This is a genomic window from Peribacillus sp. YIM B13481, assembly GCF_042787985.1.
Lineage (GTDB): Bacteria > Bacillota > Bacilli > Bacillales > DSM-1321 > Peribacillus > Peribacillus simplex_A.
The window spans coordinates 44,239-57,661 of the sequence record NZ_JBHZPE010000010.1 but is presented as its reverse complement, the minus strand read 5'-3'; the positions used below and the strand labels follow the sequence as shown (position 1 = coordinate 57,661).

The 13,423-nt window shown below is 41.4% G+C and carries 17 protein-coding genes; 4 read left to right on the top strand and 13 right to left on the bottom strand.

The genetic code is table 11. The features are described from left to right. Nucleotides 1-13: 13 nt before the first annotated feature. From spoIIAB to spoIIM, 10 genes are all read right to left on the bottom strand, one after another. Nucleotides 14-454, bottom strand: coding sequence for an anti-sigma F factor (spoIIAB, locus tag ACFX4X_RS08735; protein WP_034308139.1), 441 nt, complete (start codon nt 452-454; stop codon nt 14-16). Between the two features lies 1 nt (nt 455). Beyond that, nucleotides 456-806 (bottom strand): anti-sigma F factor antagonist, encoded by a 351-nt coding sequence (gene spoIIAA, locus ACFX4X_RS08730; protein ID WP_061463936.1) that lies wholly within the window; start codon nt 804-806, stop codon nt 456-458. Nucleotides 807-937: 131 nt separating this feature from the next. Next, on the bottom strand, nt 938-2,104 hold the full coding sequence (locus tag ACFX4X_RS08725; protein WP_377382972.1) for a D-alanyl-D-alanine carboxypeptidase family protein: 1,167 nt from the start codon (nt 2,102-2,104) through the stop codon (nt 938-940). A 210-nt stretch (nt 2,105-2,314) separates the two neighbouring features. Continuing rightward, on the bottom strand, nt 2,315-3,619 hold the full coding sequence (locus tag ACFX4X_RS08720) for a pyrimidine-nucleoside phosphorylase (protein WP_061463938.1): 1,305 nt from the start codon (nt 3,617-3,619) through the stop codon (nt 2,315-2,317). 66 nt (nt 3,620-3,685) lie between these two features. Continuing rightward, the gene (locus ACFX4X_RS08715) at nt 3,686-4,498 is read right to left on the bottom strand and encodes a purine-nucleoside phosphorylase (protein ID WP_377382970.1); all 813 of its coding nucleotides are present in this window, start codon (nt 4,496-4,498) and stop codon (nt 3,686-3,688) included. 15 nt (nt 4,499-4,513) lie between these two features. Next, complete coding sequence (deoB, locus tag ACFX4X_RS08710; RefSeq protein ID WP_284470280.1) at nt 4,514-5,701, bottom strand: phosphopentomutase; 1,188 nt, start codon at nt 5,699-5,701, stop codon at nt 4,514-4,516. Nucleotides 5,702-5,997: 296 nt separating this feature from the next. Then, complete coding sequence (gene xerD, locus ACFX4X_RS08705; RefSeq protein WP_089361449.1) at nt 5,998-6,891, bottom strand: site-specific tyrosine recombinase XerD; 894 nt, start codon at nt 6,889-6,891, stop codon at nt 5,998-6,000. 5 nt (nt 6,892-6,896) lie between these two features. Next, complete coding sequence (locus ACFX4X_RS08700; protein WP_375166215.1) at nt 6,897-7,127, bottom strand: YqzK family protein; 231 nt, start codon at nt 7,125-7,127, stop codon at nt 6,897-6,899. A gap of 206 nt (nt 7,128-7,333) precedes the next feature. Then, the gene (gene fur / locus ACFX4X_RS08695; RefSeq protein WP_061466137.1) at nt 7,334-7,792 is read right to left on the bottom strand and encodes a ferric iron uptake transcriptional regulator; all 459 of its coding nucleotides are present in this window, start codon (nt 7,790-7,792) and stop codon (nt 7,334-7,336) included. Between the two features lie 119 nt (nt 7,793-7,911). Next, nucleotides 7,912-8,559, bottom strand: a complete 648-nt coding sequence (gene spoIIM / locus ACFX4X_RS08690) for a stage II sporulation protein M (RefSeq protein ID WP_061463942.1) — start codon at nt 8,557-8,559, stop codon at nt 7,912-7,914. A 138-nt stretch (nt 8,560-8,697) separates the two neighbouring features. Between spoIIM and ACFX4X_RS08685 the strand changes: the two genes are divergently transcribed. Then, nucleotides 8,698-9,261 (top strand): GNAT family N-acetyltransferase, encoded by a 564-nt coding sequence (locus ACFX4X_RS08685; protein WP_089361450.1) that lies wholly within the window; start codon nt 8,698-8,700, stop codon nt 9,259-9,261. 49 nt (nt 9,262-9,310) lie between these two features. Here the strand turns inward: ACFX4X_RS08685 and ACFX4X_RS08680 are convergent, their stop codons facing one another. Together ACFX4X_RS08680 and ACFX4X_RS08675 are read right to left on the bottom strand one after the other, a co-directional pair. After that, a complete protein-coding gene (locus tag ACFX4X_RS08680; protein ID WP_377382966.1) occupies nt 9,311-10,489 on the bottom strand; it encodes an endonuclease Q family protein in 1,179 nt (392 codons plus the stop codon). Further along, nucleotides 10,490-11,038, bottom strand: a complete 549-nt coding sequence (locus tag ACFX4X_RS08675; RefSeq protein ID WP_061463945.1) for an NUDIX hydrolase — start codon at nt 11,036-11,038, stop codon at nt 10,490-10,492. It lies immediately after the preceding gene. A 74-nt stretch (nt 11,039-11,112) separates the two neighbouring features. On the opposite strand from ACFX4X_RS08675, the gene mciZ reads away from it, so the two are divergent. The 3 genes from mciZ (at nt 11,113) to ACFX4X_RS08660 (ending at nt 12,908) form a co-directional block, all read left to right on the top strand. Then, on the top strand, nt 11,113-11,274 hold the full coding sequence (mciZ, locus tag ACFX4X_RS08670; RefSeq protein WP_089361452.1) for a Z-ring formation inhibitor MciZ: 162 nt from the start codon (nt 11,113-11,115) through the stop codon (nt 11,272-11,274). Nucleotides 11,275-11,330: 56 nt separating this feature from the next. Further along, entirely contained in the window at nt 11,331-12,239 is a 909-nt protein-coding gene (locus ACFX4X_RS08665; protein ID WP_284470276.1) for an aldo/keto reductase, read from the top strand. 243 nt (nt 12,240-12,482) lie between these two features. Then, nucleotides 12,483-12,908, top strand: a complete 426-nt coding sequence (locus ACFX4X_RS08660) for an Ohr family peroxiredoxin (RefSeq protein ID WP_061463947.1) — start codon at nt 12,483-12,485, stop codon at nt 12,906-12,908. Nucleotides 12,909-12,950: 42 nt separating this feature from the next. Here the strand turns inward: ACFX4X_RS08660 and ACFX4X_RS08655 are convergent, their stop codons facing one another. After that, nucleotides 12,951-13,379 (bottom strand): MarR family winged helix-turn-helix transcriptional regulator, encoded by a 429-nt coding sequence (locus tag ACFX4X_RS08655; RefSeq protein WP_289337358.1) that lies wholly within the window; start codon nt 13,377-13,379, stop codon nt 12,951-12,953. Nucleotides 13,380-13,423 lie beyond the last annotated feature (44 nt).

Here is a 13,423-nt window from a genome sequence, read left to right as displayed (position 1 = left end):
ATGCAAGTCTCCCTTAATTGCACAAAGCTCTACTTGTAGTTAAGTGCTTTTTTAATCGAATGATCGTACCTTCGCCCTTATGGGAAATTATATTGATTTCATCCATGAAGTTTTCCATGATGGTAAATCCCATACCGGAACGTTCAAGTTCGGGTTTTGTCGTAAATAACGGCTGTTTAGCCTCCTCGACGTCCTCAATGCCCAGTCCTTCATCACGGATGGTCAATTCCACAGTATCGCCTTCGATGACCACTGAAATGTAGACCCAGCCTTCCGGGTCACTCTCATACCCATGGATAATCGAATTCGTAACGGCCTCTGACACGACAGTCTTGATCTCTGTCAATTCATCCATCGTCGGGTCCAATTGGGCAATGAAAGCCGCAACAGTTACCCTTGCAAATGATTCGTTTTGGCTTAGTGCAGAAAATTTTGTTTCCATTTTATTTTTCATCTTAGGCAACCCCCAGTCTTTGCAAAGCGTTTTTTTCGGATAGTTCCATTTTAACAATTTTAAACAACCCTGACATCTCAAATAACCGCTTTACCGCTGGAGAAATTGCACAGACCACCATTTCACCTTGCTTTTTGTTTACCTGCTTATACCGCCCTAAAATAACTCCGAGCCCTGAACTGTCCATAAAATGCAATTCTTCCATGTTAAGGATAATATGCTTGATGTTATGCTTTTGAATAGCTGCCTCTGCCTGGTTTTTCAATTTTTCTGCTGTATGATGATCTAAATCACCTTTGAGACGAATGCACAATACGCGATTTTTCGCCTCCATATTAATCGTAAGACTCACTATATACAGCCTCCTTCACTGTCTTATAAGGAGTCAAATTCTCTTTTTCACCTGCCAATTCCTTCTTACAGGCAAAACTAGTGGTGTTTCGCCTAAATTAGTACGATTAACAGGCATTGCGACAATTTATTCTATTTAGCTTGGGTAAACATGCCGAAAGCCCTTTTATACAATTGCCACCAACTGGCATTTTCAACAGTTTCCTTCGCGACAATCGGAGATTCGACATAAACCTTACCCTTTTTCTTCAATTCAAACGTACCAATTTGATCACCTTTTTTAATGGGGGCATTCAAATCTTTATCAATAGTGATTTTTTTTGTAAAATCCTTTGCCGTTCCGTTCTTGGCTGTCAAGACTGAAATAGGTTCACTTGTCACTCCCACCACGGATTTCTTGTGGCCTTTACTTACCTTTGCTTCACCTAACACCTCGCCGCGTTTGTAAATCGGATATGTGATGTAATGTGAAAATGCATAATCTAACATCTTAGTAACCTGAGCGTTTCGTTCCTTTGGAGAAACAGCTCCGAAAACGACGGCAATGACACGCATATTCCCTTTTTTTGCTGTTGCTGTCAAACAATACTTCGCTTCATTTGTGAATCCTGTCTTCAGTCCATCCACTCCAGGGTAAAATTTCACTAATCTGTTCGTGTTGACAAGCCAAAATTTCTTTTCGGTATTTTCACGGAGATAATCTTCATATGTACCCGTGAACCTTGTAATCGTATCGTATTTCAATAGTTCCTTCGCCATGATCGACATATCATGGGCCGAACTGTAATGATCTTTAACAGGAAGGCCTGTTGCGTTTTGGAACTTTGTATTTTTCAGCCCGAGGTCTTTCGCCTTTTTGTTCATTTTCCTAACAAACTCTTCTTCCGATCCAGCAAGACGTTCAGCCATCGCGACCGATGCATCATTCGCCGAACCAATCGAGATGCCCTTAAGCATGTGTTCTGTAGTCATCTCTTCACCTGGCTCGAGGAAAATCTGGGAACCGCCCATCGATGCCGCATACTCACTAGTCCTGATTTTCTCCTTCATGCTAAGTTCGCCTTTATCGACCGCTTCCATGATTAGCAGCATCGTCATAATTTTTGTCATGCTTGCCGGTGAAAGGCGAACATCTGCATTTTTGTCATATAGAACAGTACCTGTATCCCGTTCAATCAAAATAGCGGATTTAGCATTTGCCGCCAGCTCGACACCTTTTTCTTCAGCTGCCTCTGTATGCGGGATGCTAAAACCCATTGCTACTAATACGGTTAAAAATAGAGAAAGAATCCGCTTCATCTCCATACCCTCCAATCTTTATATGATTTATTTTTTCCATCAAACCCATTTTTATACAAATAAAGATGAATTTAAGATCATATAATGGATATCAAGTAATAAATTAACAAAAAAATAAAAGAGGCTGCGCATGGGCATCCTCTTTTAAACATTCATTGGGACAGACAAAAAGACCGCTCTAAATAATGAGCGGCCTTTTTTTGAAAAAATTTATTCCATAATCTCTTTATAGATCAAAGTAGGTTTTTCTACTTTCTCTTTTGAAATCGCAATGCTTTCATATAATTTTTCCTTTACCTTTGAAACATCTTCAAAATTACTGTAAATCGTCACAAGGGATTCACCTTTTACAACGGTTTCTCCGATTTTTTTACGGAGTACCAGCCCGACTGCCAAATCTATCTCTGATTCTTTTGTCGCCCGGCCTGCTCCTAAAAGCATAGCTGCCGTTCCTACTTCATCAGCGATGATTTCCGATACATACCCGTCCACTTTCGCTTCCAGCTCGAAAGTATGAGCAGCCTGAGGAAGTTTTTCCGGCTGATCTACAACCGAACCATCGCCTCCTTGCGCTTCTAGGAAGACCTTGAATGAGTTAAGTGCAGAACCATCTTTAATCGCATTTTCAAGCAGGGTTCTTGCTTCTTCCAGCGAGCTTGCCTTTTTGGCAAGGTATACCATATGGCTTCCTAGCGTTAAAGAAAGTTCCGTTAAATCTTCCGGCCCTTCCCCTTTAAGCGTATCGATGGCTTCTTTCACCTCTAAAGCATTTCCGATTGCGTAACCCAGCGGTTGGCTCATATCGGAAATGACAGCCATCGTATTTCGTCCCACATTGTTCCCAATGCTCACCATCGCGTGCGCTAACTCTTCGGAATCTTCGAGAGTTTTCATGAAAGCGCCTGCTCCCGTTTTAACATCGAGTACAATCGCATCTGCACCAGCAGCGATTTTCTTACTCATGATCGAGCCGGCAATCAAACCGATACTATTAACGGTAGCCGTAACATCGCGCAATGCATATAACTTTTTGTCAGCTGGGGTCAGGTTGCCACTTTGCCCAATGACAGCTATCTTATTTTTATTTACAAGTCGAATGAACTCGTCATTTTCTATTTCGACATGAAAGCCTTTTACAGACTCCAACTTATCGATCGTACCGCCTGTATGGCCGAGGCCGCGTCCTGACATCTTTGCCACTGGAACACCTACAGCAGCAACCAATGGTCCAAGTACTAGTGTTGTGGTATCACCCACACCGCCTGTTGAATGTTTATCGACCTTAATTCCTTCAATCATCGATAAATCAATTTGATCGCCCGACTCGACCATTGCCATGGTTAGATCAGCACGTTCCTGCTCATTCATCCCTTTGAAATAAACAGCCATCGACCAAGCACTCATTTGGTAATCCGGAATCGATCCATCGGTAAACCCTTTGATAATGAACTGTATTTCTTCAGTAGAAAGAGCCTTTCCATCACGCTTTTTCTCGATTAAATCTACCATTCTCATATTAGAATCCCCACTTTTTAAAGACACCGCTTCTATAAAGGTGTACTTGTATTTTTTTGGATCGTTTTATATGTCTTTAACGATGTGCTTAACAAATTCCAGAAAACTGCTTTTCACTTTTTCCGTTGTTTCAATTACCTCTACATGCGACAAAGGCTGATCCAGAATGCCTGCGGCCATATTGGTAAGGCATGATATTCCTAGCACCTTCATATCGCTATGTCTAGCTACGATAACTTCAGGAACTGTTGACATTCCAACTGCATCCCCGCCAAGGATCCTTGCCATTTTCACTTCGGCAGGTGTCTCATAAGTCGGTCCTGAATTCCCGATATATACACCTTCTTTAATATCCAACCCGAGTGTTGATGCTATTTTTTTAGCTTGTGTCCGAAGGCCTTTATTATAAGCCTCTGACATATCAGGGAATCTAGGGCCGAAACGCTCTTCATTAGGACCAATCAATGGGTTTGCCCCCATTAAATTAATATGATCCGTAATGAGCATCAAGTCACCAGGTGCGTAGCTTTCATTAACGCTTCCCGCAGCATTCGTTACAATTAACTGCTCAACTCCAAGAAGTTTCATTACACGTACTGGAAATGTGACTTTCTCCATGGAGTATCCTTCATAAAAGTGAAAACGCCCCTGCATTGCTACAACTTTTTTGCCACTTAATTGACCAATGACAAGCTGTCCAGCGTGTCCTTCAACAGTCGATACCGGAAATTCCGGTATTTCGTGGTATGGGATCGTTATGGGATTTTCAATTTCATCTGCCAATACTCCAAGTCCAGAACCAAGAATCAGTCCTATCTCCGGGGAGCCTTCAACCTTATTTTTTATAAATGACGCAGCTGTCTCTATTTTATTAAACATCTTTTTAATCTCCCCTTATTTTATATCGCCCAATATATTTTTCCCGAAGGCAGGCATTTTGACATCAAAATTGGCAGCGACCGTCGCCCCGATATCAGCAAATGTATCTCTAATTGGGAGCTCGGCACCTTCTGTAAATTGTTTGGAATAGACCAATAATGGCACATATTCACGTGTGTGATCGGTTCCTTCATGTACCGGATCATTCCCGTGATCGGCAGTGATGATCAATAAATCATCCTCTTTCAGTTTTTCAAGGACTTCCGGCATCCGAGCATCGAATTCTTCCAATGCCTTTCCGTATCCCTCTGGATCGCGGCGGTGGCCGTATAAAGCATCGAAGTCGACTAAGTTCAGGAAACTTAACCCTTTGAAGTCCTGTTCTATCGTTTGGATTAATTTATCCATTCCATCCATATTAGATACGGTCCTTAATGATTCAGTGACGCCTTCACCATCAAAGATATCCGAGATCTTCCCGATTGCGAGAACATCATATCCAGAATCCTTCAATTCGTCCATTACTGTCCGGTTAAAAGGCTTCAATGCATAATCATGACGGTTAGGCGTTCTTTTGAAGCTGCCTGGTTCACCCGTGAAAGGTCTGGCAATCACTCGCCCAACCTTGAACTCATCAGCCATTGTCACCTCACGAGCAATTTCACAAATCTTGTATAATTCGTCTATCGGAACGATATCTTCATGTGCAGCAATCTGTAAAACGGAATCAGCTGATGTATATACGATCAACGCACCCGTTTTCATATGTTCCTCACCAAGTCTTTCAATGATTTCCGTTCCGCTTGCCGGGACGTTCCCAATTATTCCACGTCCCATTTTCGTCTCAAGTTCATTGACTAATAATTCCGGAAAACCATCGGGAAATACACGGAATGGGGTGGATATATTCAAACCCATTATTTCCCAATGTCCAGTCATCGTATCTTTCCCTGTAGATGCTTCTTTCATTTTCGTATAGTATGCGAGAGGTTGCTGAGCCTTATCAATCCCTTTTATTTCACGGATATTTCCTAAACCCAATTTTGCGAGAGTCGGCATTTTCAATCCATTCATTTTTTCAGCGATATGGCCGAGTGTATCCGCCCCTTTATCACCGAATAAATCGGCATCAGGTGCTTCGCCAATTCCAACTGAATCCATAACCACAACAAATATACGTTTAAACGCTGAATTTCCTTTCATGAGTCATTCCTCCTAAAATAGTAAATCACTTTTTATACTCCCTATAATACCCTTATTCTGCTCAGATACTCTTCAATTAAATGAAATCACGAGAACGTCAGAAGTCTGACCTCTCTACATTGTAAACGATTACCCATGATTGAGACAAATAATATATTTCGAAATGAAACAAAGTGCCATCAGATGGCGCGAGATCGTCAGCATCCTTTTTTCAGCCTGGTCCATACCGAAAAAAGGCTGCTCCCTTTAACTGTTTGCAGTTAAATTCACAACCTTTCTATCATTCTACTATTTTTTTAAGCTCGCGGATGGAATTTTGAATATACATCCTTGATCCGTACGTTCGTAATATGTGTATAGATTTGAGTTGTCGAAATATCCGCATGACCCAGCATTTCTTGGACGGCACGTAAATCAGCCCCATTCATCAATAGATGTGTCGCGAAAGAATGACGCAGTGTATGTGGTGTAATTTCTTTTTCTATTTGTGCCGATTTTACAAGTTTTTTTAGAATTTTCCAAAATCCCTGTCTTGTCAGCCTGTTGCCATGATGATTCAAAAAAAGTGAATCCGTCCTGTGCTTGGGGCTGGCCAATCTCCCTCGAGCCCCTTCCATATAATGTTCAATGGCACTCAATGCCGTTTGCCCAATCGGAATGATCCTCTCTTTTTTTCCTTTCCCTACGCAACGGACAAAACCCATCGATCCATGGACATCCCCCACATCCATGGATATCAATTCACTGACACGCATACCTGTCGCATACATCAGTTCCAGCATCGCCTTATCGCGTAATCCGAATTCATCCAATATCTTCGGGGCTTCCAATAATGCTTCAACCTCTTCCATGCTTAATACTTTTGGAAGGCTTCGTTCCGGCTTTGGCGTTTCTATATGTATGGACGGATCTTGATCGGTTACCTTTTCCCTTAGAAGAAATTGATGAAAAGATCGAATGGAGGCAATATGGCGCGCTACCGTCTTCGATGATTTCCCTTGATCCTTCAAATGGACGAGAAAATGCAAGATGTTCACCCGCCGTGAATCATTCCAGTCGTTAATGGTTTCAACATCTTTCAGATAGCTCCAATATGATCTTAAGTCGCGCTCATAGGAAACGAGCGTATTCTTGGCAAGTCCTTTTTCAATGGTTAAAAAATGAATGAAATCCCTAATTTGATTCTCCATATTCATTACTCCCCGTTTAAATAAAACAACATTAAGCGTTCAAGCCATGCATCATCACCCGTATCAACTGCCTTTGATACTTTTACAGCCATACCTTTGGGCTCATCATAACGATGATAACTTTGATATTCCTGATTCAACCATACCATTCCTATATAAAAAAGAACAGTGAAGCTAACAAAGAGAATCATCACTTTAGCCGTATGCAAAACAAGCGATAAGGATGTTTTCATCATCTTTCCCCTCCCATTCGATCCTTTGTATCAATCTATGCCCAACAGGACAAGTTTTATACGTGTTTCGGCAAGGAGAAAGCAAAAATAGCCTTTACGTGAAAAAAATCATTCTTCATCCTGATATTTTTCTTGAGATGCCTCGCAATAGGTTTTTAGCCTTTTAAAAATGCAAAAAACCTTCTCCATCAAATGGAAAAGGTCCGACTTCATTCACCTTTATTTTCTTCTTTGCCATGACATCGATGGCAAATGCCATGAAAGGTTAATCTATGGTCTTTTATCTTGAAGTTCCAGTCGCGTTCCACAATGTCTTCTACGTCTTCAAGCAGGTCTTCTTGGATCTCATCTACCGCGCCACATTCCACACAAACAAGATGATGGTGGAAATGCGCAGCTCCTTCTTGTCTTAAATCATAACGGGAAACCCCGTCTCCAAAGTTAATTTTATCTACTATCTTCAATTCAGTCAGCAACTCTAGCGTACGGTAAACTGTTGCCAATCCAATTTCCGGCGACTTTTCTTTAACAAGGAGGTAAACGTCTTCTGCGCTTAAATGATCCTCTTCATGCTCAAGTAAAACGCGGACGGTCGCTTCTCGCTGAGGCGTTAATTTGTAGCTGGACGAGTGCAACTGCTTTTTTATCCTATCAATTCTATTTTCTATTTCCATACCTAATATTCCCTCCCGCGCCGCTATCTTATCCATTATATCAAAAGAGGGAAAACTGTCAAAATAGATTTCTTGTTAATGATAAAAAAAATTACGGGAAGGGCAATTTTCCATCAATTACCCAATAAGCTTACGACATTTTTCATTAAAGAAGGGGATAGGTACGCTTCAAATGCAGCAGCTGTTATCAAAAATAACCCCGACAAAACCAACGAGAAAATATACCGTGATATTATCGGCTTAAGCGGCTCACGGACCTGCTTAAGGAAAATCCGGCTGATCATTTTCATTGATAGTGAGACGGCAAGGACGGTTATCACGATGAATATCGGGACTATGAATATATTTTGGGGCAGAATGGCGACGAACGATAATAAGAACCCACTCCATCCCATTTGATTGACTAAAAAGCCGACTGTGAATCCAACAACCATTCCTTTTATAAATAACAAAACCAAGATGACCGGCAAACCTATGACCGATATTCCGAGAATCCAGATGACGCCGATATATTTTATATTATGCATAATACTTTGGCTGAACATATCATGCGAAGATGCAAATTCACCTTTGGAAACTTGTCCGAAAAATTGCGATAAATAATAGAACAAGTCCTCCTTTTGGGTAAAGCTCAAACTATTCACCAGTACTGCCCCAAAAATGACACCCATCAAAAAAAGCACGGTGATAAAGACATATAATGAGGAATGTTCGTTAATATGTTTCATTACGGCATTTTGTACGACAGATTTTTTTTTCATCTTTCATCCTCCCAACTCCGCTTACTAGAATCTATGTTTTCACTCTCTCATTTATGCTAAGAAAACTTTCCCATCAGCAGAACACCTTTAACTGTATTCGTGTTATAATTTTCCATATTAATTATATGGAGGCAGGATATGAAAGCTATATTAATGGATTTCCCAGAGAAGATTGAAACCCCTCGATTATATCTAAGGCCTTGTCAGCCTGGTGATGGCATTGACGTTTACGAAGCCATTGTCCATTCTAAATATGAATTGAAACAGTGGCTGCCCTTTGCCCATCAGGATGCCTCTTCGGAAACTTTAGAACGGAATGTTCTGAAGGCTTTTGCGGACTTTATTTTAAAAGAGGATATTAGACTTCATATTTATAGGAAAGAAGACGACCAATTCATCGGCTCCACTGGTCTGCATCGAATTAACTGGGATATCCCTAAATTTGAAATTGGCTATTGGATTGATACGAGGTACAGTAAACAAGGGTACATAACGGAAGCGATAGAGAAGTTAACCAAATTCGCTTTTTACCATTATGGTGCTAAGCGGGTCGAAATCCGCTGTGACCCTAAGAATATTGCCAGCAGACGGATTCCCGAGAAGCTAGGTTATACCTTTGAAGGAACTTTGCGGTATGACTGTCTTAGTGCAGATGGCAAGGAATTGCGGGACACCTCAATTTATGCAAAAACAACATACTAAAAAAAGTCCTGACAGTTAACCATCTCATCTGTCAGGACTTTTTTTCAGGTTAGCTTTCCTTTTTGACCTTTCCATACTTGCCTCCGCCCCCCACTTCAAAAGAAAGCGTCCCTTTCCTTGCAGAATCGATGTAGCCCGCCAATTTTTCAGGAACGATTTCCATGAGCTGTTCAAGCGTAACTTCATGAAGGATATTCATCTCGGTTCCAAATGCCACCAGCAGTCTTTCCATGGATTTAGGTCCAAGGCCTGGGATGAAATCAAGTGGTACTTGGTGGATATATGGCGGTCTTTCCCTCCCATATCTTCCGTTCATTTTGGAAATGGAGAGTTCTTTGATCCGGGATGACACCCCTTTTATAATGGACTTATTACCACACTCAGGACATTTTTCACTATCCCTCAATACCTGGTGTAAACACCCTGAACATACGGTTTGATGATACTTTCCCAATAAGGGGTTCAAACCATAATTGACGGTTACTTTTCGATTTTCCTTTCCTTGAAGGGCTTTTGCCAACTCATTGAAACTTGGTTCTTCAAGCTGGATTTTTTGATATTCACGAGCGATTTTCCCAAGCGAATGCGCATCAGAATTTGTCACGAATACATAGGATTCCAACTCTTCGATATCCTTGACCATTTCTGTATCTGAACTTAAACCAAGTTCGATGGCATCAATTAGCTCCTGGTCTAATACTTCAGTCAGACTGGATCGCACCCCTTTCCCGTATAAGCTTTTAAATGGGGTGAAAACATGTGCCGGGATAAACAGGCCGCCCAATGACTTCACCATCTTTTGTAACGTTCTTCCATCACAATAAATCCTTTGCGAGCTTAATGTGATATTTTTAACATGGCCGCTCATCCATGATGAGAATTCCTTCATCGCTTTTAAAGTGGGAAAATAGGCGAGGACATGGATTGGTCCATTACAATTCTGATCATAAATTTCTATCTCCGAGCCTGGAATGATGGTTGTATTCTTGTATTGAAGACCGCCTTCAATCTTTTCCGTGATTTTGCCATCCTGAATTCCCGCTTCGATCTCTTCGATAATTTCAGGAGAATGGCAATCGATTATCCCGATTAGATCAAGGCCCTTCCTTTCACTTGCCACTTGCAGCACATTGCTGAAGGTTAACGTTTTAGCACCTGTTATTTTCACGGCCCTTCCGCTTCTCGTTCTGCCAATATGGATATGGAGGTCAGCGTAAAACTCTTTCATTTATGATGTCGCCTTTTTCAACATCAGATACTGAACGGCATATGCCGTTTTGGCATCCTGGATCTTTCCTTCAGCCATATAAGTTTGGGCTTCCTCCAACGTGAGTTCCATCATCTCGACAAATTCATCTTCATCCAGCGGGGCCGCATTTTCTTTCTTTTTCAAATTGTGGGCCACATACAGGTGAACCAATTCATCGGCGAAACCTGGGGATGTATAGAAGGATATGATGTGCTCCATTTTTTCGCATTCATAACCTGTCTCCTCTTCAAGCTCCCGTTTTGCCGATAGGACCGGTTCTTCGCCTTTTTCCAGCTTTCCTGCAGGGATTTCCACCAAACTTCTCTCCAGCGCTTTACGGTACTGTTCAACCATGATGATTTTATTTTCTGCCGTAAGAGCTATGATGGCAACTGCTCCCGGATGTTTCACTATTTCACGTTTACCCGTTTTCCCATCAGGAAGCTCTACATCATCCACTTGCAGGCTGATTACCTTTCCTGTGAAGATTTTTTCCGAAGACAGCGTTTTTTCTTCAAATTTTTTCATCCTGACCACTCCTTGTTCTAATTTCAGCATGATTCCTCATACATTTTACCATAATAGAGAGGGAGGGCGATTTAATGAAGGTTTACGTATTGGAAAAAAGCGTTACTTTATCCGGAAAGAGTTGGGAAATCATTCAAAAACTAAAACAATTGCAAAATCAATATGTCTATATCAATGATTGGATTGCCGACATACACCATCAGGTGCCACCCACTCCTTTAAAACGGATCAAGTGAATTCTTTGAGTAGAATGGATTTCTCCTTTACAATGAATGTAAAGGGAGTGGATAACATGAAAAAACGCAAACTAGGGAATTCAGAAATGCTAGTATCTGAAATCGGGCTCGGATGCATGTCATTGGGGACTGTTGAAAATCAGGCATCCGAAATCATACAGGCCGCTTTAGATGAAGGAATCAATTATTTTGATACTGCTGACTTATATGATTTCGGTATGAATGAAGAAATCGTCGGAAAGAATTTAAAATCGGTCCGCGATAAGGTATACATAGCCACCAAGGTTGGAAACCGTTGGAATGAAAATAAGGATGCCTGGAGCTGGGATCCATCTGGCGCTTATATTAAAACGGCAGTAAAAGATAGCTTAAAACGATTGGGCACTGATTATATCGACCTTTATCAGTTACATGGAGGCACCACTTCAGACAATATCGAAGAAACGGCAGAAGCATTTGAAGAGCTAAAAAAAGAAGGATATATCCGATATTATGGAATTTCCTCAATTCGTCCGAATGTGATCAAGGAATTCACTGAAAAGTCTGAGCTTGATTCCGTTATGATGCAGTATAATCTACTCGATCGCCGCCCAGAAGAGTGGATATCCCTTTTGGCCAACAATCAGATAAGCATCATCGCCCGCGGGCCGCTTGCTAAAGGGCTGCTTAGTGAGAAAATGCTTAAAAAGGCAAACGAGGATGGATACCTTGACTATAGCTATCACGAACTTAAAGATTTGCTTCCGCAAATAAAGGACAAACTTTCTGATAGGAAGCTTAATGAAACGGCACTTCAATATGTTTTGTCCCATCAAAGCGTCGCTACCGTTGTACCAGGCGCAAGCTCGGTACAGCAACTCCGGGAAAACTGCCAGGCCGCTAACAGCTCCTCACTGTCCAAAACCGAGCTTGATATCTTGAAGCAGTTGACCAAAGCGAACAAATATGAAAGTCACCTGGAATAAAAAATGATGAACTGAACTGATTGTTTCAAAGGACGTTTTGTAGGCTGCCTTGCCTCGTTAAACCAACGGGAGGGGCAGCCTATTTCCGTTCCATCGTTTTATCGTTTACTTGGCCATACTGCTTCTGTACCGTTTTCAAGTTTCCCATCATTATTGTTTTTCAACTTTTTTCATTGCCATTCTATAAATGATGTTGTACAATTCAATTGTGCACAACCTAAGGATTAAATAGGGGGGAAAATGATGACAAAAACATTATTTACAACGTCTGTAACAGTTGATGGCGGAAGAGAAGGAACGGCAATTTCTGCTGACGGCAACTTCACGGTTGATATTGCGATGCCTGGAACACCTAGGGCTAAACAGATGCCTGAAGCATCTAATCCGGAACAGCTTTTTGCTGCTGGATATGCTGCATGTTTTGATAGTGCTTTGCAATCAGTTGGTAAAATCGAACACATTTCTTTCGATTCCAAAGTCACTGCAAGCGTCAGTCTTTTGATGGGTGAGATGCATCAGTACAGCTTGGCTGTAACTTTGGCTGTGAAGGGATCCGGGATTGATAAAGAGACATTTGAAACCCTTGTTCATAAAGCACATCAAATGTGTCCTTATTCAAAAGCAATCAATGGCAATGTGGACGTCGCCTTTGAAATAGATGTAGATTAAAATCCGACAAAAAGACGCTTGGGGTTCCCAAGCGTCTTTTTCCTACAATTCCTGTAATGTTTTCAATAGTTGGAGCAGCGAAGCTTTCAAATCTTCAACCACCCTCTTATCCTCACCCGATATAGCCGAAATGCGATCGGGAATGAAACAGGCCTCTTCCTGTAAACCAAGCCCCTTTTCCGTCAACTTAATCATGACAGACCGTTCATCTTCAATGGAACGTTCACGGACAATCAAGCCATTCTGCTCCATTCGTTTCAACATGGGGGTAAGCGTTCCTGAGTCGAGGGCAAGCAGCTCCCCTAGCTTTTTTACTGTAAGTGTATCCTGTTCCCATAGTAGAAGAAGAACGAGATATTGAGGATATGTCACTTCGAGTTTATCAAGCAGAGGTTTATATTTCTTCGTCATTTCCCTTGAACTTGCATAAAGAAGGAAACATAATTGATTTTCCAGTATTTTACTTTTCATCACATCACCAGCTAGTAGTAGTCCATCCGATATGAATGCATACC

Excerpts from the sequence above, each read along its gene's own strand:
- ACFX4X_RS08720 (WP_061463938.1), bottom strand. The coding sequence starts at position 3,619 with ATGAGAATGGTAGATTTAATCGAGAAAAAGCGTGATGGAAAGGCTCTT.
- spoIIAB (WP_034308139.1), bottom strand. The coding sequence starts at position 454 with ATGAAAAATAAAATGGAAACAAAATTTTCTGCACTAAGCCAAAACGAA.
- ACFX4X_RS08725 (WP_377382972.1), bottom strand. The coding sequence starts at position 2,104 with ATGAAGCGGATTCTTTCTCTATTTTTAACCGTATTAGTAGCAATGGGT.
- ACFX4X_RS08665 (WP_284470276.1), top strand. The coding sequence starts at position 11,331 with ATGAAAAAACGCAAACTAGGGAATTCAGAAATGCTAGTATCTGAAATC.
- ACFX4X_RS08700 (WP_375166215.1), bottom strand. The coding sequence starts at position 7,127 with ATGATGAAAACATCCTTATCGCTTGTTTTGCATACGGCTAAAGTGATG.
- deoB (WP_284470280.1), bottom strand. The coding sequence starts at position 5,701 with ATGAAAGGAAATTCAGCGTTTAAACGTATATTTGTTGTGGTTATGGAT.
- ACFX4X_RS08685 (WP_089361450.1), top strand. The coding sequence starts at position 8,698 with ATGAAAGCTATATTAATGGATTTCCCAGAGAAGATTGAAACCCCTCGA.
- ACFX4X_RS08675 (WP_061463945.1), bottom strand. The coding sequence starts at position 11,038 with ATGAAAAAATTTGAAGAAAAAACGCTGTCTTCGGAAAAAATCTTCACA.
- xerD (WP_089361449.1), bottom strand. The coding sequence starts at position 6,891 with ATGGAGAATCAAATTAGGGATTTCATTCATTTTTTAACCATTGAAAAA.
- ACFX4X_RS08715 (WP_377382970.1), bottom strand. The coding sequence starts at position 4,498 with ATGTTTAATAAAATAGAGACAGCTGCGTCATTTATAAAAAATAAGGTT.
- ACFX4X_RS08680 (WP_377382966.1), bottom strand. The coding sequence starts at position 10,489 with ATGAAAGAGTTTTACGCTGACCTCCATATCCATATTGGCAGAACGAGA.
- ACFX4X_RS08655 (WP_289337358.1), bottom strand. The coding sequence starts at position 13,379 with ATGAAAAGTAAAATACTGGAAAATCAATTATGTTTCCTTCTTTATGCA.
- spoIIM (WP_061463942.1), bottom strand. The coding sequence starts at position 8,559 with ATGAAAAAAAAATCTGTCGTACAAAATGCCGTAATGAAACATATTAAC.
- mciZ (WP_089361452.1), top strand. The coding sequence starts at position 11,113 with ATGAAGGTTTACGTATTGGAAAAAAGCGTTACTTTATCCGGAAAGAGT.
- ACFX4X_RS08660 (WP_061463947.1), top strand. The coding sequence starts at position 12,483 with ATGACAAAAACATTATTTACAACGTCTGTAACAGTTGATGGCGGAAGA.